Annotated in this window: 18 protein-coding genes and 1 pseudogene; 2 read left to right on the top strand and 17 right to left on the bottom strand. The window is 71.3% G+C overall.

From position 1 onward, the window contains the following. Positions 1–21 precede the first annotated feature (21 nt). Positions 22–1,182 (bottom strand): citrate synthase/methylcitrate synthase, encoded by a 1,161-nt coding sequence (locus tag ACFVDM_RS28640; protein ID WP_383646406.1) that lies wholly within the window; start codon positions 1,180–1,182, stop codon positions 22–24. 151 nt (positions 1,183–1,333) lie between these two features. On the opposite strand from ACFVDM_RS28640, the gene ACFVDM_RS28645 reads away from it, so the two are divergent. Beyond that, positions 1,334–2,674: a citrate/2-methylcitrate synthase gene (locus tag ACFVDM_RS28645; RefSeq protein ID WP_383646409.1), complete on the top strand. Its 1,341-nt coding sequence runs from the start codon at positions 1,334–1,336 to the stop codon at positions 2,672–2,674. A 29-nt stretch (positions 2,675–2,703) separates the two neighbouring features. Here the strand turns inward: ACFVDM_RS28645 and ACFVDM_RS28650 are convergent, their stop codons facing one another. The 7 genes from ACFVDM_RS28650 to ACFVDM_RS28680 all read right to left on the bottom strand — a co-directional run bounded on the left by ACFVDM_RS28650 (position 2,704) and on the right by ACFVDM_RS28680 (position 10,840). Then, the gene (locus ACFVDM_RS28650; protein ID WP_383646412.1) at positions 2,704–3,723 is read right to left on the bottom strand and encodes a LacI family DNA-binding transcriptional regulator; all 1,020 of its coding nucleotides are present in this window, start codon (positions 3,721–3,723) and stop codon (positions 2,704–2,706) included. Positions 3,724–3,995: 272 nt separating this feature from the next. Further along, a complete protein-coding gene (locus ACFVDM_RS28655; RefSeq protein ID WP_383646415.1) occupies positions 3,996–5,588 on the bottom strand; it encodes a cation acetate symporter in 1,593 nt (530 codons plus the stop codon). Beyond that, positions 5,585–6,061 carry a DUF485 domain-containing protein gene (locus ACFVDM_RS28660; RefSeq protein WP_383646418.1) on the bottom strand — a complete coding sequence of 159 codons (477 nt, stop codon included), beginning with the start codon at positions 6,059–6,061 and terminating at the stop codon, positions 5,585–5,587. Before ACFVDM_RS28660 ends, ACFVDM_RS28655 begins: the two co-directional genes overlap by 4 nt. A 98-nt stretch (positions 6,062–6,159) precedes the next feature. After that, positions 6,160–6,837, bottom strand: coding sequence for a response regulator (locus tag ACFVDM_RS28665; protein WP_383646421.1), 678 nt, complete (start codon positions 6,835–6,837; stop codon positions 6,160–6,162). Further along, entirely contained in the window at positions 6,834–7,997 is a 1,164-nt protein-coding gene (locus tag ACFVDM_RS28670) for a sensor histidine kinase (RefSeq protein WP_383646424.1), read from the bottom strand. Before ACFVDM_RS28670 ends, ACFVDM_RS28665 begins: the two co-directional genes overlap by 4 nt. Then, a complete protein-coding gene (locus ACFVDM_RS28675) occupies positions 7,994–8,512 on the bottom strand; it encodes a DUF1453 domain-containing protein (protein ID WP_383646659.1) in 519 nt (172 codons plus the stop codon). Before ACFVDM_RS28675 ends, ACFVDM_RS28670 begins: the two co-directional genes overlap by 4 nt. Before the next feature lie 207 nt (positions 8,513–8,719). Continuing rightward, complete coding sequence (locus ACFVDM_RS28680) at positions 8,720–10,840, bottom strand: type IIA DNA topoisomerase subunit B (protein WP_383646427.1); 2,121 nt, start codon at positions 10,838–10,840, stop codon at positions 8,720–8,722. A gap of 434 nt (positions 10,841–11,274) precedes the next feature. Here ACFVDM_RS28680 and ACFVDM_RS28685 point away from each other — a divergent pair, with 434 nt between their 5' ends. Then, positions 11,275–11,505 (top strand): hypothetical protein, encoded by a 231-nt coding sequence (locus ACFVDM_RS28685; protein WP_018105354.1) that lies wholly within the window; start codon positions 11,275–11,277, stop codon positions 11,503–11,505. A gap of 103 nt (positions 11,506–11,608) precedes the next feature. Here ACFVDM_RS28685 and ACFVDM_RS28690 read toward each other — a convergent pair whose 3' ends face one another. The 9 genes and pseudogenes from ACFVDM_RS28690 to ACFVDM_RS28730 form a co-directional block, all read right to left on the bottom strand. Next, positions 11,609–12,439: a S1 family peptidase gene (locus ACFVDM_RS28690; RefSeq protein ID WP_383646430.1), complete on the bottom strand. Its 831-nt coding sequence runs from the start codon at positions 12,437–12,439 to the stop codon at positions 11,609–11,611. A 202-nt stretch (positions 12,440–12,641) separates the two neighbouring features. Continuing rightward, positions 12,642–14,135 (bottom strand): annotated as a pseudogene (locus ACFVDM_RS28695) (RNA polymerase sigma factor); the annotation flags it as partial. 322 nt (positions 14,136–14,457) lie between these two features. Then, positions 14,458–15,309 (bottom strand): FadR/GntR family transcriptional regulator, encoded by an 852-nt coding sequence (locus ACFVDM_RS28700; RefSeq protein ID WP_383646662.1) that lies wholly within the window; start codon positions 15,307–15,309, stop codon positions 14,458–14,460. Between the two features lie 196 nt (positions 15,310–15,505). After that, positions 15,506–17,335, bottom strand: coding sequence for an ATP-binding cassette domain-containing protein (locus tag ACFVDM_RS28705; RefSeq protein WP_383646433.1), 1,830 nt, complete (start codon positions 17,333–17,335; stop codon positions 15,506–15,508). Between the two features lie 150 nt (positions 17,336–17,485). Further along, positions 17,486–18,250, bottom strand: a complete 765-nt coding sequence (locus ACFVDM_RS28710; protein ID WP_383646436.1) for an NUDIX domain-containing protein — start codon at positions 18,248–18,250, stop codon at positions 17,486–17,488. A gap of 182 nt (positions 18,251–18,432) precedes the next feature. After that, positions 18,433–19,782, bottom strand: coding sequence for a DUF4192 domain-containing protein (locus ACFVDM_RS28715; RefSeq protein ID WP_383646439.1), 1,350 nt, complete (start codon positions 19,780–19,782; stop codon positions 18,433–18,435). 102 nt (positions 19,783–19,884) lie between these two features. Next, positions 19,885–20,691 (bottom strand): SDR family oxidoreductase, encoded by an 807-nt coding sequence (locus ACFVDM_RS28720; protein WP_383646442.1) that lies wholly within the window; start codon positions 20,689–20,691, stop codon positions 19,885–19,887. Between the two features lie 162 nt (positions 20,692–20,853). Beyond that, positions 20,854–21,474, bottom strand: coding sequence for a TetR/AcrR family transcriptional regulator (locus ACFVDM_RS28725; protein ID WP_383646445.1), 621 nt, complete (start codon positions 21,472–21,474; stop codon positions 20,854–20,856). 124 nt (positions 21,475–21,598) lie between these two features. After that, positions 21,599–23,758 carry a RecQ family ATP-dependent DNA helicase gene (locus ACFVDM_RS28730; protein WP_383646448.1) on the bottom strand — a complete coding sequence of 720 codons (2,160 nt, stop codon included), beginning with the start codon at positions 23,756–23,758 and terminating at the stop codon, positions 21,599–21,601. Positions 23,759–23,779: the final 21 nt, after the last annotated feature.

The following is a 23,779-nucleotide window of genomic DNA, read 5'->3' on the forward strand; positions in this document are numbered from 1 at the left end:
CGACGGGGCCTTTCCTGAGGGTCAGACGGCCGGGACCGGCTGCGGCGGGGGCGGGCCGACGTAACGGGCCGCCGGGCGGATGATCTTGGTGTCCTCCGCCTGCTCCAGGATATTGGCGCTCCAGCCGACGACCCGCGCCGCGCAGAAGGTCGGGGTGAACATCTCGCGCGGCAGCCCGCACAGTTCCATGACGACGCCGGCGTAGAACTCGACGTTGGTGTGCAGTTCGCGGCCGGGCTTCAGCTCGGCGAGGATCGCCTCGACCTGCCGTTCCACCTCGACGGCGAAGTCGACCAGGGGGCCGCCGAAGCCCTGGGCGAGGGAGCGCAGCATGCGGGAGCGGGGGTCCTCGGTGCGGTAGACGGGGTGCCCGAATCCCATGATCCGGTCGCCGGCGAGCACCCGTTCGCGGATCCATCCGTCGATGCGGTCGAGGGTGCCGATCGCGTCCAGGGTGTCGAGGGCGCGGCTGGGCGCTCCGCCGTGCAGCGGCCCGGAGAGCGCGCCGACGGCCGCGACCAGGCAGGCCGCGACGTCGGCTCCGGTGGAGGCGACGACCCGTGCGGTGAACGTCGAGGCGTTGAAGCCGTGGTCGACGGTGGAGATCAGGTACTGCTCGACGGCCCGTACCCGAGCGGCGTCCGGGACCTCACCGGTGAGCATGTAGAGGTAGTTGGCCGCGTACGGCAGGTCGTCGCGCGGCTCGACGGGGTCGAGGCCCCGACCCAGGCGGTACAGGGCGGTCAGCACCGTGGGGACGGCGGCGCAGGCGGTGAGCGCGTCGTCGCGCTGGCGGTCCGCGCCGATGTCGTACACGGGCCGGAAGCCGGACTCGGCGCCGAGCAGGGAGAGGGCCGTGCGCAGCCCGGAGAGGGGGCCGGATTCGGCGCTCGCCCGCGCTATGGCCGGCAGGGCACCGCGCACCCCGGCGGGCAGCCGGCGCAGCGCGGCGGTGCGGGCGGCGAAGCCGGCGCGGGCCTGCGGTCCGGGCAGTTCGCCCTCGGTCATCAGGTACCAGACGTCCTCGAAGCTCCGGGTCCGTGCGAGTTCGATCGCCGAGTACTGCCGGTAGTGGTAGAAGCCCTCGCGGCCCCGGACATCGCCGAGTGCGGTGTCGGTGACGACGACACCGGCGAGGCCCCGGGGGGCTTCGAGCGGCGCGGGGGCGGTGGTGGTCGTCATTGATTCCTCCAGGGGTGCCGTCGTCGCGCGGACCGCACCGGGAGAGCCCGGCCAAGGGATCCTGCGACGCCTGTTGACATTGATTTGACTGTCCATGCTTGACTGTAGATCTGTCAATGTTGATTGAATCAATATGGATACGGTGGGCGGCATGACGGATCAATCAGGGGCAGCCTCTTCGACGGCCGGGCAGGACGGGCCCGGCCTGCGCAGACTCACCACGCGGGAGACGGCCGAACGCCTGGGCGTGAAGCCCGAAACGGTGTACGCGTACGTGAGCCGGGGCCAGCTCAGCAGCAACCGCGCGCCGGGCGGGCGCGGGAGCACGTTCGACGCGAGGGAGGTGGAGGCGCTCGCCCGCCGGACGGGGCGCAGAGAACACGCGGCCCCTTCCGGGGAGCCCGCCTTCCCCACCGGCATCACCCTCATCGAGCGCGACGCGTACTACTTCCGGGGCGTGGACGCGACGGAACTGGCCCGGAACCACGCGTACGAGGAGATCGCCGAGTGGCTCTGGACCGGGACGCTGCGGCCGGGAATCCGGTTCACGGCACCGGCCGACGCCCGCGCCGCGGCTCGCCGGGCTGTCGCCGCACTGCCCCCGCACAGTGGCTCCACGGACCGGCTGAGGGTGGCCGTGGTGGCGGCGGCCACCACGGATCCGCTGCGGTTCGACCTGTCGCGCGAAGCGGTGCTGGGCGGGGCCAGGAGCCTGATCCCGACCCTGGTCGCCGCGCTGCCCGCGATCGGGGAGGAGGCCCCGGCCGCCGCCGAGGACGGCGTTCCACCGGGGCTGGCCCGGGAACTGTGGCCGAAACTCACCCGCCGTCCGGCCGACGAGGCGTCACTCGCCGTTCTGGACACCGCGCTCGGGCTGCTGATCGACCACGATCTGGCGGCGTCCACCCTGGCCGCCCGGGTCGCGGCCTCGGCCCGCGCCCATCCGTACGCGGTGGTATCGGCGGGGCTCGGAGTCCTGGAAGGCCCCCTCCACGGCGCGGCGAGCGGACTGGCACACCGCATGCTGGCCGAGGCACTGGAACGGGGCGGCGCGGCCCCGGTGGTCGCGGACCATCTGCGGACGGGGCGGCGGGTGCCCGGTCTGGGACACCGGCTCTACACCGGCGAGGACCCTCGGGCCGGCACCCTGTTCCGCCTGCTCGAACGGGTCCCCGAGGCCGCGCCCGCCCTGAACGCCGCCCGGGACGTGGTCACCACGGCGACCCGCCACATGCCCCTGCACGCCAATGTCGACCTGGCGCTGGCCGTGCTCTCGGTCTCCTCGGGCATGGCCGCCGAGGCGGGCGAGACGGTGTTCGCCGTCGCCCGCACGGCGGGCTGGATCGCCCACGCCCTGGAGGAGTACGGGGAGCATCCGCTGCGGATGCGGCCGAGCGGGCAGTACACCGGCCCGCGCCCGCCCCAGCCGCTCCCCTCCGCGGACGGCTCCCAGAGCGCAGGCCCTGACAGGACGGAAACATCTCCGCAATAGACGGCGTCATCGACGCAAATAAACAACGGTCAGCGGGAAGTGCTGCGCGGGGGCTGGGCCGTCGAACCCCGGACCACCAGTTCGGGCTCGAAGAGCAGTTCGTCGGACGGCACCTTGCGGCCCCCGATCTGGACGGAGAGCAGTTCGACTGCGGCCCGGCCCATGGCCTCGATGGGCTGACGGACGGTGGTGAGCGGCGGCTCGGTGCAGTTCATGAACGCCGAGTCGTCGTAGCCCACGACGGAGACGTCGGCGGGCACCGAGAGGCCCCGCCGGCGGGCCGCGCGCACGGCGCCGAGGGCCAGCGGGTCGCTGGCGCAGATGATTCCGGTGACACCGTCGTCCATCAGCCGGGCGGCGGCCGCCTGCCCGCCCTCCAGCGAGAACATGGCCCTGGCCACCCAGGCGTCCGGCACCGACCGCCCGGACTCCTCGGCGAGCACCCGGGCGGCGGCCAGCTTGCGCTGCGAGGGCATGTGGTCGGAGGGGCCGAGCACCAGGCCGATGCGCTCGTGGCCCAGCGAGACGAGATGGCGCCAGGCCTGCTCGATGGCGACGGAGTCGTCGCAGGAGACACAGGGGAAGCCGAGGTGGGCGATGGCCGCGTTGATCAGGACGACGGGGATCTTGCGGTCGGCGAGCACCTTGTAGTGGTCGTGCGGGGCGTCGGCCTGGGCGTACAGACCACCGGCGAAGACCACGCCCGACACCTGCTGCTGGAGGAGCAGTTCGACGTAGTCCGCCTCGGAGACGCCGCCCTTGGTCTGGGTGCACAGGACGGGGGTCAGCCCCTGCTGCGCGAGCGCGCCGCCGACCACTTCGGCGAAGGCGGGGAAGATCGGGTTCTGCAGTTCGGGCAGGACGAGGCCGACCAGCCGGGCCCGCTCCCCCCGCAGCTGGGTCGGGCGCTCGTAGCCGAGAACGTCCAGCGCGGACAGGACGGCCTGTCGCGTGGCGTCGGACACCCCTGGCTTGCCGTTGAGCACCCGGCTGACCGTGGCCTCGCTGACTCCAACCTTCTGGGCAACCTGAGCAAGTCGTCGCGTCATGAACGCAAGATTAGCGCAAGAAGCGCAAGAAGATTGCGTGGAGTGGGAAACAAGACGATTCTCGGAACGCACCGGACTGCGTTCCGCCGTTCCCCTGCCGTACGCCCTGTCCCGCCGCGCCGGAACACCGCACCGTCCGGACCTCTGAACGTGTCCGCGCACTCCGTCGCCCGCCCGGTGTCCGTCCCCCGCGGTCACCGTACTCGCCACCGGCCTCCCCGCGGCACCCCTCGGTCACACCCCGCACAACGGCCGGCTCCGCCCCGACGCGGTCACACCGCCCCGGCACCGGTGAGCGCCCGCACCTCGGTCTCCGCGTGCCTGGCCTCGTTGGGCGGTTCGTCCGAGGTGACGGTACCGATCCAGCCGGCGAGGAAGCCCAGCGGGATCGAGACCAGACCGGGGTTCTCCAACGGGAAGAGCTGGAAGTCCACTCCGGGGAAGAGCGCGGTGGGGCTGCCGGAGACAACCGGCGAGACCAGCACCAGCACCACGGCGGGGATCAGGCCGCCGTACACCGACCAGACCGCACCCCGCGTGGTGAACTTCCGCCAGAACAGCGAGAAGAGCAGCACCGGCAGATTGGCCGAGGCCGCGACGGCGAAGGCCAGACCGACCAGGAACGCGACGTTCAGGTTCTGCGCGACGAGGCCCAGACCGATGGCGGCCACCCCGATCCCTGCGGCGGCGATCCGGGCCACCGTCACCTCGCTGTACTGCCGGGAGCCGGGCCGCCGCAGCGTGGCGTAGAGGTCGTGGGCGACGGAAGCGGAGGAGGCGAGCGTGATCCCGGCGACGACGGCGAGGATCGTCGCGAAGGCCACGGCCGCGACCACGGCGAACAGGATGGTCCCGCCGGTCGATCCCTCACCGCCGCCGAGCACCATGGCGAGCAGCGGAACGGCCGTGTTCCCCGCGGCGTTGGACTCCCGGACGTTCGCCGTACCCACCAGGGCCGCCGCCCCGAAGCCGAGCACGATCGTCATCAGGTAGAAGCTGCCGATGAGGCCGATGGACCATACGACCGAACGGCGCGCGGCCCGCGCGGTGGGAACCGTGTAGAAGCGCGACAGGATGTGCGGCAGCCCTGCCGTACCGAGCACCAGCGCCAGCCCGAGGCTGATGAAGTCGATGCGCGCCGTCCAGCTCCCGCCGTACCGCAGACCCGGCGCGAGGAAGTCCTTCCCGTATCCGCTGCTGTCGGCCGCCGAGTTCAGCAGTTCGTTGATGTTGCCGTGGAAGTGCACCAGGACCAGCACCGTGAGCACCACGGTGCCCGCCATCAGCAGGACGGCCTTCACGATCTGGATCCAGGTGGTGGCCCGCATTCCGCCGAGGGACACGTAGACCACCATCAGGGCCCCCACGCCGATGACCGTCCACGAGCGCGCGGCGCCGCTCGTACCGCCCAGGAGCAGCGCCACGAGGCTCCCCGCGCCGACCATCTGCGCCACCAGGTAGAGCACGGAGACGGTGACCGACGAGGTGCCGGCGGCGATCCGCACCGGCCGCTCGGCCATCCGCGCCGCCACCACGTCGGCGAGCGTGAACCGCCCGCAGTTGCGCACGAGTTCGGCCACTAGCAGCAGTACGACCAGCCAGGCGACGAGGAATCCGACCGAGTAGAGCATCCCGTCGTACCCGAAGAGCGCGATCAGCCCGGAGATCCCGAGGAACGAAGCGGCCGACATGTAGTCGCCCGCGATGGCGAAACCGTTCTCCATCGGGGAGAACAGCCGGCCCCCCGCGTAGAACTCCTCCGCCGAGCCGTGCCGGCTCCGGCTCACCCAGGTGGTGATGCCGAGGGTCACCGCGATGAATGCGCTGAACAGCAGCAGCGCCAGGGTCTGGTGGTTCCCGCTCAACGCCCGATCCCCCGCGTCATCTCCTGGGTGTCCCAGCGCAGATCGAGCGCCGCCCGGTCCCTGCGCAGCCGCGCGTGCCGCGCGTACGCCCCCGTGAGCAGGAACGTGGTCAGGAACTGTCCGAGCCCGACGACCATCGCCACATTGACCGCTCCGGCGACCTGCCGGTCCATCAGTCCGGGCGCGGTCACCGCCGTGACGACATAGGCCAGGTACCAGACGAGGAAGGCGAGCGTGGCGGGAACCACGAACCGCCGGTACCGCCGGCGCACCTCCTGGAAGGCTTCGCTGCGCTGCACCTCCAGATAGATCTCTGCCGCGCTGGGGGCGCGCCGCGGAACGGCGGGTGCGGGCACCCGGGCGGGCTCGGCGTCTCCCGCTCCCTCCGGCTCCCCCCATCCGGAGGCCGTCGCGTCGTCCCACGGGTCGTCGAGGCGCGTCCCCGCGGCCTCGCGCCCTGCTTCCTTGTCCACCGAACAACTCCCCTGATCCACGGACCACTTCGGCCGCGTACCCAAGAATGGGCAGATCGGGAAGATCTCGGGCACGTCATTCCCCGGACTTCACCTCTTCAGGTGAAGGATCTTCCGGGTGGCCGTGCGAGCCCTCGAACATACGCGTACCGCACGGCCTGGGCCCGGTCCCGCAGTCCCGCCTTCGCGAACAGGTTGTTGATGTGGCTCTTCACCGTCGCCTGCGAGATGTGGAGGCTCCGGGCGATCTCCGCGTTGGACATGCCCTCGGCGATCAGCGCCAGCACCTCGGCCTCACGCGGCGTCATCCCGTCCGGCGGCTCCGGCTCCCCGCCGCCCTCGACGGGGCGGGGCTCAGCGGTGACCTGCTCCAGCAGCCGTCGCTGAATGGCGGGCGAGAGCCCCACCTCCCCCGCGACCACCGCCTCGATGGCCCGGACGATCTCGTCTCCCCCTGCGTCCTTGGTCAGATAGCCGCGGGCCCCCGCCCTGAGCGCCGGGAAGAGCGAGTCGTCGTCCGCGAACGTCGTGAGCACCACCACCTGCGTCCCGGGAAACTCCGCGCGGATCCGCCGCGTCGCCTCCACCCCGTCGCAACGGGGCATCCGCAGGTCCATAAGCACCACGTCCGGCGCGTGCTCGGCGACGAGGGCCACCGCCTCGTCCCCGTCCTTCGCCGATCCGACCACCTCGATCCCGGGCAGCAGGCCCAGCAGCATGACAATGCCCTCGCGGACCACCGACTGATCGTCGGCGACCACCACCCGCGCACTCACGCGGGCACCCGCAGACTCACCACGAACCCCTCCTCGCCGGGTCCCGCGTCCAGCGTCCCGCCCAGCAGTTCGGCGCGCTCCCGCATCCCCAGCAGACCGTAACCGGAGCCACTGACAGCCAGCTCTCCCGCCGTGCCTCCCCCGCCCTCGTCGCTGACCTCCAGGGCGACCGTGTCGGGCCGGTACTCCAGTCTGATCACGACCCTGGCGCCCGGGGCGTGCTTGCGTACGTTGGTCATCGCCTCCTGCGCCACGCGTCTGACCGCCTGCGAGGCCTCGGCCGTCAGCGTGCGCGGCTCCCCCTCCACCCGGACCTCGGCCGGCTCCGCGGCCACCAGCTGCCGCAGGAAGTCCTCCACGGGCGATACCTCCCCGCGCAGCGCGGAGAGTGCCTGACGGGTCTCCGCGAGCCCTTCCCGGGCCATGGAACGGGCCGCGACCACCCGTTCCAGAACCTGATCCCGGAACTCCCCCGCCGGTTCCCTCTCGATCAGCAGCCGCGCCGCCTCCAGGTGCACGAGCTGGGCGGAGAGGCTGTGCGCGAGCACATCGTGGATCTCCCGGGCGATCCTCGACCGCTCGTCCAGCGCGGCCGTCCGGGCCTCCGCCGCGAGCGCCGCCCGCTCCTGGGCCAGGAGCCGCTGCGCGGCCCCGCGCGCCTCGGCGTCCAGGCGCAGCACGTAGCCCGCGAGGCAGAGCCCGACGGTGGTGGCCGCGGTGGACGGCCAGTCATCGGTGTTGACCACGGCGTAGGCCCCCAGCGCCACCGCGGTGGCGGGAAGCCCCGCCGCGAACGGCAGCCGTTCCAGGGCCGTGACCGCACAGGCGCACCAGAGCACGGCCGCCGGCACCCCGGCACCCGCCTGCTGCGCCCCGAGAGCGGCGAGCATGAGGAGGGCCAGCAGGCCCAGCGAGGGCCACAGGCGGTGCTCCAGACTGGTCCGGAAGAACGCCACGGCGACAGCCGCGCACCCGGCCACCCCGACCAGACCCACGAGGATCTCGAAGGGGCCGAACCGGCCGCCCGTGAAGGTCCCCCAGAGCATCAGGACGAGCAGCCCCAGCCTCACCACCCAGCCGATCACGCTCCGGGAGCGGGTGCGTGACTCGCGGGCGAGGGCCTCTCTGGACGGCCAGCCCGTCCAGGCAGCGGATGTCACAGGCGGTCCTTCCCCACCGGCTGCCGGAGCGAAGCGCCCCCGGCAGACACACCGTACGGCTCATCGGGGGCGGCCCGTCGGGTCAGAAGGCCCTCTCGCACCAGCAGGGTGACCGCGAGAGCCGCCATCAGGGCGGGACCGCCCTGATCTATGCCCAGTGCCGCCGCAAGCCCGTACAGAGCCGCACGGAGGACCAGGCCGCCCGCCCAGACGTAGACGGTCGCTCTGGTACCCCTGCTCCACAGCGTTCCGTCCTGGGCACGCCAGACGCGCGTGGTCCACGCCCAGCCGGCGCCCGTGACCGCGCCGACGACCAGCTCCGCGCCGAGGACGACGGCTGCCGATGCTTCGTGGTGCGCGTCGAGCAGGGCCGGCTCACGCAGCGCCATCACGAGCAGCACGCCCGGCAGGACCCATCGACTGCGGTCGCCGGAGAGCGGCTGGGCGGAGAACTGGCGGACCACGACGACGGCCACCACCGCGACGATCACCACGGCATTGACGAGCCCGGACATGGGCGCCTCCGGATTGCGAGGAAGTTCGGTGACTTCGACGCTACGGAAAGTCACCGGCCGCGTGATCGGCCCACGGGTGGATCACGGGTGGAGCCGTTGTCTCCACCCGTGGGTGGAGACAACGGCTCCTGGTGCCGGTGGAGGGGCTTGGCGCCTGCCCGGGACCTGACCCGGACAGCGAAGCGCCGGGGCCGCCCCGGGGGTGTCTCAGACGTCGATGCGCGAACGGTCCAGCGTGGCCGCGGAGCTGGTGATGAACTCCTTGCGGGGCGCCACCTCGTTGCCCATCAGCAGATCGAAGACCTTCTCGGACGATTCGAGATCGCCGATGTTGATGCGCCGCAGGGTGCGGTGGCGCGGGTCCATCGTCGTCTCGGCCAGCTGGTCGGCGTCCATCTCGCCCAGGCCCTTGTAGCGCTGGATCGAGTCCTTGTACCGGACGTTCTTCCGCTGGAGCTCCAGCAGTCGCTGGCGCAGCTCGTTGTCCGAGTACGTGTAGATGTACTTGTCCTGGCCCTTCTTCGGCTGGACCAGCTCGATCCGGTGCAGCGGGGGCACCGCGGCGAAGACCCGGCCCGCCTCGACCATCGGCCGCATGTACCGCTGGAACAGGGTCAGCAGCAGGATGCGGATGTGGGCGCCGTCGACATCGGCGTCGACCAGCAGCACGATCTTTCCGTAGCGTGCCGCGTCGATGTCGAACGTCCGACCGGATCCGGCTCCTATGACCTGGATGATCGCCCCGCACTCGGCGTTCTTCAGCATGTCGGAGACGGATGCCTTCTGAACGTTGAGGATCTTGCCCCGGATCGGCAGCAGAGCCTGGAACTCGCTGTTCCGCGCGAGCTTGGCGGTGCCGAGGGCGGAATCGCCCTCGACGATGAAGAGCTCGCTTCGCTCGACGTCGTCACTGCGGCAGTCGGCCAGCTTCGCGGGCAGCGAGGAGGACTCCAGGGCCGTCTTGCGGCGCTGGGCGTCCTTGTGCTGCCGGGCGGCGATGCGGGTGCGGGCCGCCGCCACGGCCTTGTCGAGAACAGCCCTGGCCTGCGCCTTGGCGTCCCGCTTGGTGGAGGTCAGGAACGCCTTGAGCTCCTTGGCCACGACATTGGCGACGATCCGGTTGGCCGCCGAGGTGCCGAGGACCTCCTTCGTCTGTCCCTCGAACTGCGGCTCGGCCAGGCGGACGGTGACGACGGCGGTGAGACCTTCGAGGGCGTCGTCCTTGACGATGTCGTCCTCGGCGACGCGGAGGAGCTTCGCGGAGCGCAGCACCTCGTTGACCGTCTTGGTCACGGAGCGCTCGAAGCCGGTGACGTGGGTGCCGCCCTTGGGGGTGGCGATGATGTTGACGAAGGACTTCAGCGTCGTGTCGTAGCCGGTGCCCCAGCGCATCGCGATGTCGACGGCCAGTTCCCGCGTGACCTCGGTCGGCGTCATGTGGCCGCGGTCGTCGAGGACCGGCACGGTCTCCTTGAACGTGCCCTGCCCGGTCAGACGCAGGACGTCGCAGACGGCCTTGTCCTGGGCGAGGTACTCGCAGAACTCGCTGATGCCCCCGTCGAAGCGGAAGGTCTCCTCGGTCTTGCCCTCGCCGTCCAGGCCGCGCTCGTCGCGCACGACGATGGTCAGGCCGGGGACGAGGAAGGCCGTCTGTCGGGCCCGCTGGTGGAGCGTCTCCAGGTTGAGCTTGGCGTCCTTGAGGAAGATCTGGCGGTCGGCCCAGTAACGGACGCGGGTGCCGGTGCGGGTCTTCGGCACCCGCTTGCCCTTGCGCAGACCGTTGGCCGGGTCGAAGGGGCTGTCGGGCCCCTGCTCGGTGAAGATGCCGGGGACACCGCGCCGGAAGCTGATCGAGTGGACCGCGCTGTTGCGGTCGACCTCGACGTCGAGGCGAGCGGAGAGGGCGTTGACGACGGAGGCGCCGACGCCGTGCAGACCGCCGGAGGCGGCGTAGGAGCCGCCGCCGAACTTGCCGCCCGCGTGCAGCTTGGTCATGACGACCTCGACGCCTGAGAGACCGGTCTTGGGCTCCACGTCGATCGGGATGCCCCGGCCGTTGTCACGGACCTCGACGGAGTTGTCGTCGTGGAGGATGACCTCGATGTGGTCGCAGTACCCGCCGAGGGCCTCGTCGACCGAGTTGTCGATGATCTCCCAGAGGCAGTGCATGAGGCCGCGGCTGTCCGTGGACCCGATGTACATGCCGGGGCGCTTGCGAACCGCTTCGAGCCCCTCGAGTACGAGCAGATGCCGCGCGGTGTAGTTGGAACCGTCTCGGTCTGCTCCGGTCAGCAGCGCAGTGGACGGCACGGACGTATCGGCGGTCACGCGGTTCGCTCCTCGCTGAATTTCACATGGGGCCCAGTGGGTAACGGGCTCGGCTTCGGTCGCCGCTGAGAGGGTACCGAGGCCTGGTAGAGCGGTTGTAACGCCACCCTCGGAGAACCCTCACAGTAGTCCAGCCTCGCATACACGTTCGATCCCTCCTTGGAGTGACGTGCACATCACGTTCCCTTCCAGGCATGAACCATTTAGGCTCCGGGCACGTCCTCATGAACAAACCGGCACGCCAGCCGGCGGGACCGACCCACCCCAGCAACGCGAAACCGTAGCGCTACGCAATACGGCACATTCGCCGCGAACCGGCAACAGACAGCCATCCTGAGAAGAAGTTTCGAAGAAATGCCACGAGCGGGAACGTTTTCGGCCTGGTTGGATGTTGACCCTGGTACGACAGCTCGTCGAGCTAGAGAAGAGGCGACGTGACTACTGTTCTGACCCCCGCGAGCCCGCTGACCGCAGCAGACCGCTGTGACCGTTGCGGCGCCCAGGCATACCTGCGCGTCGTCCTGATCAGCGGCGGTGAACTGCTCTTCTGCGCCCACCACGGTCGCAAGTTCGAGCCGGAACTCAAGAAGATCGCCGCGGAAATACAGGATGAGACCGACCGGCTGACGGCCGTCCAGGCCCAAGCCGCCGAAGAGGAACACTGACACCTCGCATCCACGACGAGCCAGGGACCGGTTCCTTACCGGCCGACGGGCGGCTCCCCCGCAAGGGGAGCCGCCCGTTCTCGTACGCGCGAGGCCGCCGCCGTCAGGCGGCACCCTTCATCCACTCGAGGGCGGCGGACATCCGGGTGTAGACCCCCGGGCTGCCCGCCCGGCCGCAGCCGTTCCCCCACGACACCAGCCCCACGAGCCGCCCCTGGGCCACCAGAGGGCCTCCGCTGTCCCCCTGGCAGGCGTCGTACCCGCCCTGGGGTTCGCCGGCGCAGAGCATCGACGAGGCCTCGTAGGTGCCCGTCCTGCCGCCGGGGTAGGCCCGCTCGCAGGAACTGTCCGGCAGCACGGTCACGTCGGCGGAGCGCAGCGACGACGCGTAGTCACCGTTGCCGGTCGTGTCGCCCCATCCGTAGACGACGGCCGCCGTCCCGGAGGCGTACGCGGAGTCACCCGCCTTCGCCGGCCGGATCACGTTCTGCTCGGGCAGCGCCTCGGCGAGCGTGAGCACGGCGACGTCCCCGCTGTTCGTGGAGGCGTCGAATCCCGGGTTGACCCAGGTCCCGCTCACGGCGATCTCCTTGCCACCCGTACCGTTCAGTTCGTCCCGGCCCGCGATGACCCGCAGATCGGGGACCTGTGCGACATCGCCGCCCAGCGCCTCACGGCTCAGGCAGTGGGCCGCCGTCAGCACCTTCTTCGGCTCGACGAGGACGCCGCCGCAGAACTGACCGGCACGGGTACCTCCGAACCGGTCACGGCTGGCGAGTGCCACCACCCACGGACTGTCCTTCACATGGGCGGGCCGGCCGCCGATGATGATGCTGTCCGCGACCGCCGGGGCGGAGGACGCGAGGGGTATCACCGCCGTTGCGGCAGTGAGGGCGAGTGCCCCGGTCACGGTGCGGACGACTGTACGGAACATGCGTACTCCCGACTCTGTGATGGTGTGTGCCTACCCAGAGTCATTCCGTCGACCCCAACCCGCACCCGCGACAGAGGCCGGGGGCCCGGATCCATGGATCCGGGCCCCCGGCCGGGGGGGGGGCGCGACCCAGGCGGGGGACGGCCGCGGGGGGGGAGTGCCGCCGCCCCGGCGAGCCCGCCCGGGGACGGGGCGTGGGCCGCGTCTTGGACTCGATCTGACGGATGCGCTCACGCGTCACGCCGTAGACCTTGCCGATCTCGTCCAGCGTCTTCGGCTGGCCGTCGGTGAGGCCGAAGCGCATGGAGACCACGCCCGCCTCACGCTCGGACAGGGTGTCGAGCACGGAGTGCAGCTGCTCCTGGAGGAGCGTGAAGCTCACCGCGTCGGCCGGGACGACCGCCTCGGAGTCCTCGATGAGGTCACCGAACTCGCTGTCCCCGTCCTCACCCAGCGGGGTGTGGAGGGAAATCGGCTCACGGCCGTACTTCTGGACCTCGATGACCTTCTCGGGGGTCATGTCGAGCTCCTTGGCCAGCTCCTCCGGCGTGGGCTCGCGGCCCAGGTCCTGGAGCATCTGGCGCTGGACGCGCGCGAGCTTGTTGATGACCTCGACCATGTGCACCGGGATACGGATGGTGCGGGCCTGGTCGGCCATGGCGCGGGTGATCGCCTGCCGGATCCACCAGGTGGCGTACGTGGAGAACTTGTAGCCCTTGGTGTAGTCGAACTTCTCGACGGCACGGATCAGACCGAGGTTGCCCTCCTGGATCAGGTCCAGGAAGAGCATGCCGCGGCCGGTGTACCGCTTGGCCAGGGAGACCACGAGACGGAGGTTGGCCTCCAGCAGGTGGTTCTTGGCGCGGCGGCCGTCCTCGGCGATGATCTCCAGCTCACGCTTGAGCTTGGGGGCGAGCTTGTCGGCGTTCGCCAGCTTGTCCTCGGCGAAGAGACCGGCCTCGATGCGCTTGGCGAGCTCGACCTCCTGCTCCGCGTTGAGGAGCGGGACCTTGCCGATCTGCTTCAGGTAGTCCTTGACCGGGTCGGCGGTGGCACCGGCGACGGCGACCTGCTGCGCGGGCGCGTCGTCCTCGTCGTCGTCGGAGAGGACGAAGCCCTTGTTCTCGCCCTCGCCCTCCTCCTCCTCGACCTTGCCGGCCTTGACCTCTTCCACGACGTCGTCGCCGTCGAGGATGTCCTCGTCCTGCTTGCCGGACTTCTTGGCCGCGGTCTTCTTGGCCGCCGTCTTCTTCACGGCGGTCTTCTTGGCGGCCGTCTTCTTGGCGACGGCCTTCTTCGCGGGCGCGGCAGCGGCGGTGTCATCGGCCGCTGCGTCCACCGTCTCACCGGACGAGGTGGCGGTGGCCGCGACGGTCCGGGTCACGGTCGTCTTGGCGGCGACGGTCTTGGTCGCGGTGCGCTTGACCGGGCTCTTCGCCGCGACGCTGCTCTTGCGGGCGCGCTTCGACGGCTCCGCTGCACTGACCATCAGCGTCACACCCTCTTCCTCGAGGATCTGGTTGAGGCTGCGCAGAACGTTCTTCCACTGGGTTGGCGGAATCTGGTCAGCCTCGAAGGCCCGACGCACGTCGTCGCCGGCGATCTGCCCATCAGCCTTTCCCCGCTCGATGAGCGCCATGACAGATTCGGACTCGGCGATCTCCGGCGGGAGCGTACGGGATGTGCTGGCCGACACGAACAACCTCTCGGAACGATGGAAACGGCTTCCGGTCCGGCCCCGGAGGGCTGGAACCGACGACCGCCGGGCTGGGAATGTACCGACGGCGCGCGGGTTGGGCCTCAGAACTGCACAGCGCGTGGAACAGCTGCTGTATTCCTTCCGAGGCGGTCACCTCTTAAGTCATCGCGCTGTTTCGAGGAGTGTTACGCCCAATCCGCGTGGCCCGAGTCACACCCCATGTGCCGCAAACAGTACAGAAGCGGCATGACTCGACCATTGTGCCGCCGAACTCGGACGTTCGGCGGCACAGGACCCGCGCGCTCCGGACGCGCCGCGCTCAGTGCTCGCGCGGCGCCGGCACGACGGGCTGGACCACCAGCAGCTGGCGCATGGCCCCCTCGGCCGCGTCGGGATCGCCCGCCGCGAGAGCGTCGACGATACGGGCGTGGTGGGCGAGGGAGGCGTCGCTCGGCCGGTCACAGCCCGTGACCGGGCCGCCGGAGACCTGGAGCGCGGCGCAGACGATCCCGGAAAGATGCTCAAGCATGCGGTTGCCCGCCGCCTGGATGAGCAACGAGTGGAACTCGGCGTCCGCCCGCGCACAGGTGATCACGTCACCCTGCCCGATCGCGTGCCCCATGATCTCGACCATGTCCACAAGGCGCTGCTGAAGGTCCTCGCGTCCATGACCGGCCGCCAGGCGCGCGGCGAGGGGTTCGATCGTCCAGCGCAGCTCACCCAGCTCGCGGCGCTGGTCCTCGCGCTGCGGGCCGTACGCACGCCATTCGATGATGTCGGGGTCGAGCAGATTCCAGTCGCAGACGGGCCGGACCCTGGTCCCCACATTGGGGCGGGCGCTGACCAGGCCCTTGGCCTCCAGTACGCGCAACGACTCCCGGACCACGGTGCGGGAGACCTCGAATCGCTGGCCGATCTCCTCGGGCACCAGGGGCCGGTCGGCACCCAGGTCACCGGAGACGATCATCTGTCCCAGCTGCTGAACAAGTTGGCCGTGCAGGCCCCGGCCCCGGCTGGCCGTGCCGCGCCGGGCCACCCGGCCGAGCTCGGTATCGGCCCCCTCCCAGGACCGGGCGGCGGCTCGCTCGCCGGACGGCGTCTCCGCGTAGGTGAATCGGTCGAGTTCGCCCGGACCGGCGAGGCCGGAGTCGACGGTACGGGCGGCGGTCATCGGGGTGTGCGCAAGGGTACTCACGCATCCTTTGTCGGCGTCGCTCCGCCGCCCCTTGAGGTCTTTGGTGAAAAGCACACGAAAGGGTGATCGGCGTCGACCTCCCAATTGACGCCTAAGTGGTATAAAACCGGCATTCTCAATGGAGTTCCGAGGGTTCTGGCGATCTTCACGCGCCCCGCACCCCTCCGCGCGATCACCAACGCACTCTGCCGCGAAGGCTCGTGAACAGATACGCGCAGACAAGGACCGACAACGACAGCGCCAATGCCACCCCAACGGGGTGCGCCACCACGCGCACTCCGGCAGCCAGCCACCCGTCGGCCTCGTGCGGCCATCGCAGCCAGGCCAGTTCCCTCAGCCGGCCCGGAAGCCCGTTCACCGAACGGGTCGTCGGAGCCTTCGACACCGCCTGGAGCAGCGGAACCATGAGGACGGGAACGGCGAGAACGGCCGCCACCCCAGCCGCCGTCACCCGGAAGATTCCGGCAGCCAGCAGTCCCGCCCAGGCGCAGCCCACGGACAGGCAGGCCCAACTCATGACCAGCGAAAGCGCGTTCGGCGGGGTCCCGGCCAAGTCGCCCCCGTAGACCAGCCGCAGGGACTCCGCCGACACCGCCACCACGAGCAGGGCCAGGAGCAGTGCGACACCACCCGACACCGCGAGCTTGGCGAGGAGCAGTCCGAGCCGTCGCGGGACGGTTCCCCGGCCCGCGGCGAGCGCGGGATAGCGGAACTCGTCGCCGAAGGACAGCGCGCCGAGCAGACCGGCCCCGAGCGCGGCGGGGGGCAGCGGCAGCAGCGACGGCCAGCCGGCGAGCACCTGCGGAATCGGTGTGCGGCCGTCGCGGGCGAGCAGCACCGACACCGCGGCCGAGGCCACGAGCGTGGCGAAGATGATCATCGTCGTGGTTCTGACGCCGAACAGGCGGCGCAGCTCGTAACGCACCGGCCGCATCGGTCCCCGGGCCGGACGCCGCCGGATCGGCGGCGCCTGCGCGGCAGCGCTCCGCCCCTCCCGCTGTGGAACACCATTCTCAGCGGACCCACCACCGGTGGCACCCTCGGCATCGACATCACCTCCGGCGCCGGGGAACGCCGTGGTGGCGGTGGAGGGATCGGACGCGTCGGCAGGATCGGGGCGGGGAGGGCAGGTGTCGCCGACCTCGTCGGCCAGCAGATGGACGGGGAGCCCGTGCCGGAACGCCACGTCGCCGATCTCCGCACAACTGCTCCCGTAGACGGAGATCAAGCTGCTGCTCGCCCCGGTGACGACCTCGACAGGGCGGCGGGACGCGCGCGCCTCGCGGCTGACGATCGAGGCGAGCCGGGCGGCATGGGGCGAACGGACCGCCACTCGGGGGCGCAGCCGGGTACGGGAGAAGTCTCCGACGCTCTGGTCGGAAACGAGCCGGCCGGCCTCGACGGTCACCACGCGGCCGGCCGTCCGGGCGGCCTCCTTGGGGTCCGGCGTGGTGAAAAGGACCGTGCCGCCCCGGGCCGCGTGGGACCGGAGCATCTCGCGCATCCAGTCCGCCTCCCGCGCGACGAGCCCGTCGGCGGGCTCGTCCAGGATCAGTGTGTGCGGGTCGCCGAGCAGGGCGGAAGCGAGTGCGAGCCTGCGGTCCATGCCGAGGGAGAGCGTGCCGATGCGCTGGTCCCTCAATCCGTCGAGACCGACCTCGTGGAGCACTTCGTCGGCCCGGGAGGCGGGCACTCCCGCCGCCGCGCAGAGCATGCGGAGCTGCCCCCGGGCGGTGCGGGCCGGGTGGCCCGGCACGTCGCCGAGCAACACCCCGACCTCTCTGGCCGGATGGGTCACACGGTGCAGCGGTCTGCCCCTGAAGTAGGTGATGCCCCGCCCCGGTTCCAGTTCGAGCATCAGCCGCAGGGCCGAGGTCTTACCGGAACCGGTCGGGCCCAGCAGTGCCGTGACGCAGCCCGGTTCCGCTTCGAACGTGAGGTCGTCCACGGCGGGTGGCAGTCCGCGGTGGCGGGCGCTGGTGAGTCCGATGGCCTGGAGCATCGCTTCTCTCGCAGGAGGTGAGACCGCTCGGCGGCAGGGCGTATCGCAGTACGATAACCCGGCATATCGGACTTTCCATGGACCGTCGTCGTAGCGTTGCGGTCCGCGGCTCCGCCCCCTGCGACCACACGCGTCGGCGTGCGGGGCGCCTCAGACCTCGGGGCGCAGCATCGGCGGGTTCAGCACCGTGGCGGACCCCGCCCGGAAGAGTTGGGCCGGGCGGCCCCCCTGTCGCGTGGTCGTCCCGCCGGCGGGCACCAGGAAGCCGGGCGTGCCGGTCACCTTGCGGTGGAAGTTCCGCGGGTCGAGCACCACGCCCCACACCGCTTCGTACACCCGGCGCAGTTCACCCACCGTGAAGGTGGGCGGGCAGAACGCCGTGGCCAACGAGGAGTACTCGATCTTGGAGCGGGCGCGCTCCACACCGTCGGCCAGGATCCGGGCATGGTCGAAGGCCAGCGGAGCATGCCGTTCGCCGTCCTGCCCGTAGCCCCCCTCCGGCCCCAACAGGTCGTCGACCGGTGCCCAGCGCGCACTGTGCGCGTCCCCGCCCGCCCGCGGCGCCGGCAGATCGGGGGCCAGGGCCAGATGGGCAACGCTGACGACCCTCATCCGGGGATCGCGTTGCGGATCGCCGTACGTGGCGAGCTGTTCGAGGTGCGCGCCGTTGCCGGCCTCCGGGTTCACCGGGTCGTGCGCGCAGAGCCCGGTCTCCTCCACGAGTTCGCGGGCGGCCGCCGCACCGAGGTCCTCGTCGGCTCTGACGAACCCGCCGGGCAGCGCCCACCGCCCCTGGAAGGGCGTCTCGCCCCGGCGGACCACCAGCGCACAGAGCGCGTGACGGCGCACCGTGAGCACGACCAGGTCGACGGTGACAGCGAAGGGCGGAAAGGTCGACGGGTCGTAGGGCGGCATGCGGTGATCATAGTCGTCTGCCTGACGATAAACACTCCCTTCATGACCATCTTCTTGGTCCACGGCCTCCTGTCGCGCACCGCGCCGGCAGCGCGTCGCTCGTCGGTGGCGACGTGGCCCTTCCGTACACGGCCTTGTGCGGGGTGGGTGCGATGCCGGTGTCCGGCACCGCACCCTCCGGTTCAGCGACCGGTCCGGGTCCCCCGCCGCCCCCGGGTGCCACGGCCCGGCACCCGGCGTCCACCCATCGCCGTCGCCGGGCGGGTGGACGCGGAGTGGCCCCGGCGCCGGACGGCCCGCCGCATCGGTGCCGTACGGGCCCCCGCGACCCGTACCGCACCTCGGCCACTCCTCTGCCGCACCACGCGCGCACGGCCCGGCCGGTCCCGGGGCACCTCGCACTCCTCTCGCTGCCCGCGTTCGCCCCGCAGGCAACGCCTCAGCGTCTCCGGGTCCAGGCCCTGGTTGCAGGCCTCGTGCAGGAGCTGGGCGAAGGTGTACCCCGGGTCCGCCCTCAGGGCCAGGCCCAGAGCCACGCGCGCGGCCGGCTCGTCGCCGGTCGACCACGCGACCCAGCCGGCCAGGGTCAGCGGCGCTGCCGCGTGCTCCTCGTACGGCGTGACGCACCGCCGCGCCAGTGCGCGCCACAGCCTCAGCGCCGGACCCGCGTCCGGACCCTCCATCCATTCGGCCGCGCGGTCCCGGGTGTCACGGTCCTGCAGACCGAGGATCACCTCGGCGGCCTCCTCGTCACCGATGAGCCGGTCGTCGTTGATGTCACCGAGCGAGGCCGTGGCGGCCGGGGCCGCGGCGAGACGCGTCATGAGCTGCCGGGCCAGAACCAGCGTCGCGTCCCCGACCTCTTGGTGTCCGGCCTCGTCGAGGAGCTTCGGCACGAGCGCGGCACCCACCGAGTCCAGCGCTCGCTGCTGCGCACGGCCCGGCTCACCGGCCCGAGGAGCCAGCCCGGCCTCCATCTCGCGCAGCGAGCCACGTACCTGAATGCCCGCGTACGCGGCCGCGGCCGCCATCACCGTGGTGCCCGGCATGGCCAGAGGATTGCCCTCGGCGGGGCAGCACCGGGTATCGGGGCAGACATACGACCAGTACCGGTCGCCGGAGATGCAGAGGGCTTCGAGGACGGGAACGTCCAGCGCCCCGCAGGCCGTCCGCAGTCGCTGGGCGAACGGCCTCAGGCGCTCCATCGTCGCGCTCCCGGTCTCGCCCTCCGCCGGGTCCTGGCAGAGGAAGACGACGATCGCGTCGGGCCGTCCGCCGCGCCGTTCGCTGCCCTTGATCAGGCACTCCGCGAGCTGCTCGGCGACCGGGGACCATTCCTGCGGGGACTCGGGGATACCCAGCCTGAGCCGTCCGCCGAACCTGCCCCGGCCGCCGTGCAGGGCGACCATGACCACGCTGTCGTTCGGATGGAATCCCATGAGGTAGGGAAGGGCATCGGCCAGCTCCGCAGGACCTCGGAGAGTGATCTGCTGTTCGTCGGACGGGCCAGTGGGTTCGTGGTGCTTGTTCATGGCACGACGGTCCCGTGTTCCGGCGAATTTCGCCACCCCCTGTGGATAACTTACCCACAGACAGTAATCATGCCTGATGGTGGCACCTGCCCGCGAGACCGGTCAGGATTCGGGCACCCACACCTTGGGCCAGTCCAGACCGCGCAGCCGGGCGTCCAGGCCGCCGTCGCAGTACATCAACGTGCCGACGCAGTAGCCCGACTTGGGCGAGAGCAGGAAGAGCAGCAGTTCGGCGACCTCTTCGGGAAGCCCCGCCCGGCCGGCCGGGACGGACTTGAGGAAGGCCTCGATGCCCGCGGCGGTACGCGGGTCCTTGCGGGCCGCCTGGGTCATCGGGGTGTCGATGAATCCGGGTGCGATGGCGTTGAGACGGATGCCGTCGGCGATGTAATCGGCCGCACGCGTGCGGGTGTAGTAGGCGATGGCAGCCTTGGTGGCCGGGTACGTGAGAACTCCGCCCGCGTCGTCCGAAGAGTCGGCGAGAGTACGGGCCGCCTCCTCGTCACCCGCCAGACAGGCCTCGGCCAGCCGCGGGTTCCAGCCGGGCTGAGTGGTCGTGGAGTTGGACGAGGCGAGCACCACGGAGGACTCCCCCGCCGCGGCGAGCGCCGGGCGCAGTTCCTCCAGCATTCCGATGGCGCCGAAGTAGTTGACCGAGACGAGCAGGCTCGCGGGCCGGCCCGCGGCGGCCGAGATGCCCGCGAAGGGGACCAGTCCGTCGAGGCGCCCGTCGGCGAGGCGGGTCACCTCGGCCGCGGCCGCCGTGCGGCCTTCCGGGGTGCCGAGATCGGCCTCCACGTCGGCTCCGCGCAGGTCGACGCCGATGACGCGGTGCCCCTGCTCGGCCAGTCGGGCGGCGATGGACGCGCCCATTCCGGAGGCTGCTCCGGTGACGGCGATGGTTCCCATGACGGTGTTCTCCAGATGTGTTGGGTGGGGGGTGCCTGGCGGCCGATCGGCCGCCAGGGGCGGCCGGCACGTGGTGCGTGCCGGAGCAGGGGTCGGGGCCGGTTCCCGGCCGGTCGTCCGGTGCGGACGGCCGCACGGTACGCGGTGGTGTCGGGCCCGTGGTCAACGAGGCCCCGGACCGCCCCCGTACGAAGGGGCGGCGTTCAGGCCGGCCACGACGAAGGCCATGACGGCGGCCATCGGCGGACGCGGGATGCGGCCGAGGTCGGCGTCGTCGGACTGCGGCTCGCCGTAGACCGAGAGCAGCAGGTCGTAGGTCATGCGCAGGCGGTCGGCGACCTCGGGGCGGGACAGCTCGGGCCGGGCCGCGGCCAGCAGTTCGTTCCACGGCTCCGGCCCGAACCAGCGCGCGTCGAACGGGAGCTCACGGCGGCGCAGCACGAGGCGGGCGAGCAGATGGATCAGCATCCGGCCCTTCGGCCGGGCGGTGAGTTCGTCGACGGGGCGCACGAGCAGGTCGACGAGTTCCTCGACCGATGCCGGGCGGCCCTCTGCCAGCCGCTGCTCCATGCTTGCGAGCGGTTGCGCCCACAGCGGGCCGAGGCGACGCTCCAGCAGGGCCGCGACCAGGTCCTGCTTGGTGCCGAAGTGGTAGTTCACGGCGGCCGGGTTCATTCCGGCCGCCGCGTTCACGGCGCGGACGGAGACCTGTTCGTAGCCCTTGGCCAGGAACAGGCGCTCCGCGGCGTCGAGCAGTGCCGCCCGGGTGGAATCTGTGGACATAACCCCATGAGAGCACCCCTCGGACACGATTTCAATCAGTGATTGAAAATGCCGGGAGGCACCCTGCCGCGGGCTGCTCGTTGCCGCTGTTCTCCGTTTCCGTGTTCCGTACGGGACTGTCGGCTCAGCCCGCCGTGGCGAGGACCAGGGGGAGCACCTGGGTGCTGCCCGCCTGGCGCAGGAGCCGGGCGGCGACCGCGAGGGTCCAGCCGGAGTCCGTGGAGTCGTCCACGAGCAGGACCGGCCCCGGCGTGGCGGCCAGGGCGCCCGCCAGCTCGTCCGGGACGGTGAAGGCGTCGGACAGCGCCTTGAGGCGCTGGGCCGAATTGCTGCGGCGTGCCGCGTGCGTGCCGTCCGGACCCGTGTGCGCCAGCGTGCCCAAGAACGGAAGCCGACCCACGTTGGCGATGCCCTCCGCCAGCGAACCGACCAGCTGCGGACGGGTCAGCGAGGGCACCGCCACCACGCCCACCGGGCGGTCGGTGGCGTCCGCCACGTTCGGCGCCCAGCCGCCCGGGGAGCGCGCCCAGTCGGCGAGGACCGCCACCGCGGCCCGCAGCACGTCGTCGGGAACCGGCCCGTCGGGGGTGCTGTCGGCCAGCAACGGGCGCAGTCGGTTGCCCCAGCCGATGTCGGAGAGCCGTCCGAGCGCCCGCCCGGTGGCGCTCTGATCCTTGGCCGGGATGCGGCCCTTGAGATCGACCCCGAGCGCGGCCATCCCCGTCGGCCACATCCGGCGCGGCTCGATCTCCACGCCCGGCCGGTCCAGTTCCTTCTCGGCGCCCGTCAGCGCCTCGGCCGACACGGCGCTGTCGGCCCAGGGCCCGGCGCAGTTGTCGCAACGCCCGCACGGGGCCGCCCCCTCGTCGTCCAGTTGCCGGCGCAGGAACTCCATCCGGCACTCGGTGGTGCTCGCGTAGTCGCGCATCGCCTGCTGCTCGGCGGCCCGCTGCCGGGCGACCCAGGCGTAACGCTCCGTGTCGTACACCCAGGGGGCCCCGGTCGCCGCCCAGCCGCCCTTGACCCGCTTGACGGCGCCGTCGACGTCCAGGACCTTCAGCATCGACTCCAGCCGACTGCGCCGCAGGTCCACCGCCGCTTCCAGCGCCGGCACGGACAGCGGCCGCCCTGCCGCTTCGAGGGCCGCCAGGGTCTGCCGTACCTGCGCCTCGGGCGGGAATCCCGCATCGGCGAAGTAGCGCCAGATCGCCTCGTCCTCCCGGCCGGGCAGCAGGAGCACGTCGGCGTGGGCCACACCGCGCCCGGCGCGACCGACCTGCTGGTAGTAGGCGATGGGCGAGGAGGGCGAGCCCAGGTGCACGACGAAACCGAGGTCCGGCTTGTCGTAGCCCATGCCGAGCGCCGAGGTGGCGACCAGCGCCTTCACCCGGTTCTCCCGCAGGTCGGTCTCGGCCTGGAGACGGTCCGCGTTCTCCGTCTTGCCCGTGTACGAGGCGACGTGGAAGCCACGCTGTCTCAGGAAGGCGGTGGCCTCCTCGGCCGCGGCCACCGTGAGCGTGTAGATGATCCCCGAGCCCGTCAGATCGTTCAGATGCTCGGCGAGCCAGCCCAGGCGGTGGGCGGCGTCCGGCAGTTGGACCACACCCAGGCGGAGGCTCTCCCGGTCCAGCGCACCGCGCAGCACCAGGGCCTCCCCCGCGCCCGTGCCCAGCTGATCGGCCACGTCCGCAGTGACCCGCGCGTTGGCCGTCGCCGTGGTGGCCAGGACGGGCACGCCCTCGGGCAGTTCGGTGAGCATCGCCCGCAGGCGGCGGTAGTCCGGGCGGAAGTCATGGCCCCAGTCGGAGATGCAGTGCGCCTCGTCGACCACGAGCAGGCCCGTCGTCGCCGCGAGTCTCGGCAGCACCTGATCGCGGAAGTCCACGGAATTGAGCCGCTCCGGGCTGACCAGGAGGACATCGGTCTCGCCGCGCTCGACCTCGCCGTAAATCGTCTCCCACTCCTCCGGATTGGCCGAGTTGATCGTGCGGGCCCGGATGCCCGCGCGCTCGGCCGACTCCACCTGGTTGCGCATCAGGGCGAGCAGCGGCGAGATGATCACCGTGGGGCCGGACCCCCGTCTGCGCAGCAGCGCGGTGGCCACGAAGTAGACGGCCGACTTGCCCCACCCCGTCCGCTGCACGACCAGTGCCCGGCGCCGTTCCCGCACCAGTGCGGCCACCGCCTGCCACTGGTCCTCCCTCAGCCGCGCCGTGCCCTCGGGGGCACCGACGAGCTCGGCGAGAACGGCATCGGCTTCGGTACGCAGCTCCAGGTTGTCCATGACTCCATGCAACCCGATGGG

The sequence above is a fragment of the Streptomyces sp. NPDC057682 genome, from assembly GCF_042799575.1.
Lineage (GTDB): Bacteria > Actinomycetota > Actinomycetes > Streptomycetales > Streptomycetaceae > Streptomyces.

Excerpts from the sequence above, each read along its gene's own strand:
- ACFVDM_RS28640 (WP_383646406.1), bottom strand. The coding sequence starts at position 1,182 with ATGACGACCACCACCGCCCCCGCGCCGCTCGAAGCCCCCCGGGGCCTC.
- ACFVDM_RS28645 (WP_383646409.1), top strand. The coding sequence starts at position 1,334 with ATGACGGATCAATCAGGGGCAGCCTCTTCGACGGCCGGGCAGGACGGG.
- ACFVDM_RS28650 (WP_383646412.1), bottom strand. The coding sequence starts at position 3,723 with ATGACGCGACGACTTGCTCAGGTTGCCCAGAAGGTTGGAGTCAGCGAG.
- ACFVDM_RS28675 (WP_383646659.1), bottom strand. The coding sequence starts at position 8,512 with ATGTCCGGGCTCGTCAATGCCGTGGTGATCGTCGCGGTGGTGGCCGTC.
- ACFVDM_RS28690 (WP_383646430.1), bottom strand. The coding sequence starts at position 12,439 with ATGTTCCGTACAGTCGTCCGCACCGTGACCGGGGCACTCGCCCTCACT.
- ACFVDM_RS28700 (WP_383646662.1), bottom strand. The coding sequence starts at position 15,309 with ATGACCGCCGCCCGTACCGTCGACTCCGGCCTCGCCGGTCCGGGCGAA.
- ACFVDM_RS28705 (WP_383646433.1), bottom strand. The coding sequence starts at position 17,335 with ATGCTCCAGGCCATCGGACTCACCAGCGCCCGCCACCGCGGACTGCCA.
- ACFVDM_RS28710 (WP_383646436.1), bottom strand. The coding sequence starts at position 18,250 with ATGCCGCCCTACGACCCGTCGACCTTTCCGCCCTTCGCTGTCACCGTC.
- ACFVDM_RS28715 (WP_383646439.1), bottom strand. The coding sequence starts at position 19,782 with ATGAACAAGCACCACGAACCCACTGGCCCGTCCGACGAACAGCAGATC.
- ACFVDM_RS28720 (WP_383646442.1), bottom strand. The coding sequence starts at position 20,691 with ATGGGAACCATCGCCGTCACCGGAGCAGCCTCCGGAATGGGCGCGTCC.
- ACFVDM_RS28725 (WP_383646445.1), bottom strand. The coding sequence starts at position 21,474 with ATGTCCACAGATTCCACCCGGGCGGCACTGCTCGACGCCGCGGAGCGC.
- ACFVDM_RS28730 (WP_383646448.1), bottom strand. The coding sequence starts at position 23,758 with ATGGACAACCTGGAGCTGCGTACCGAAGCCGATGCCGTTCTCGCCGAG.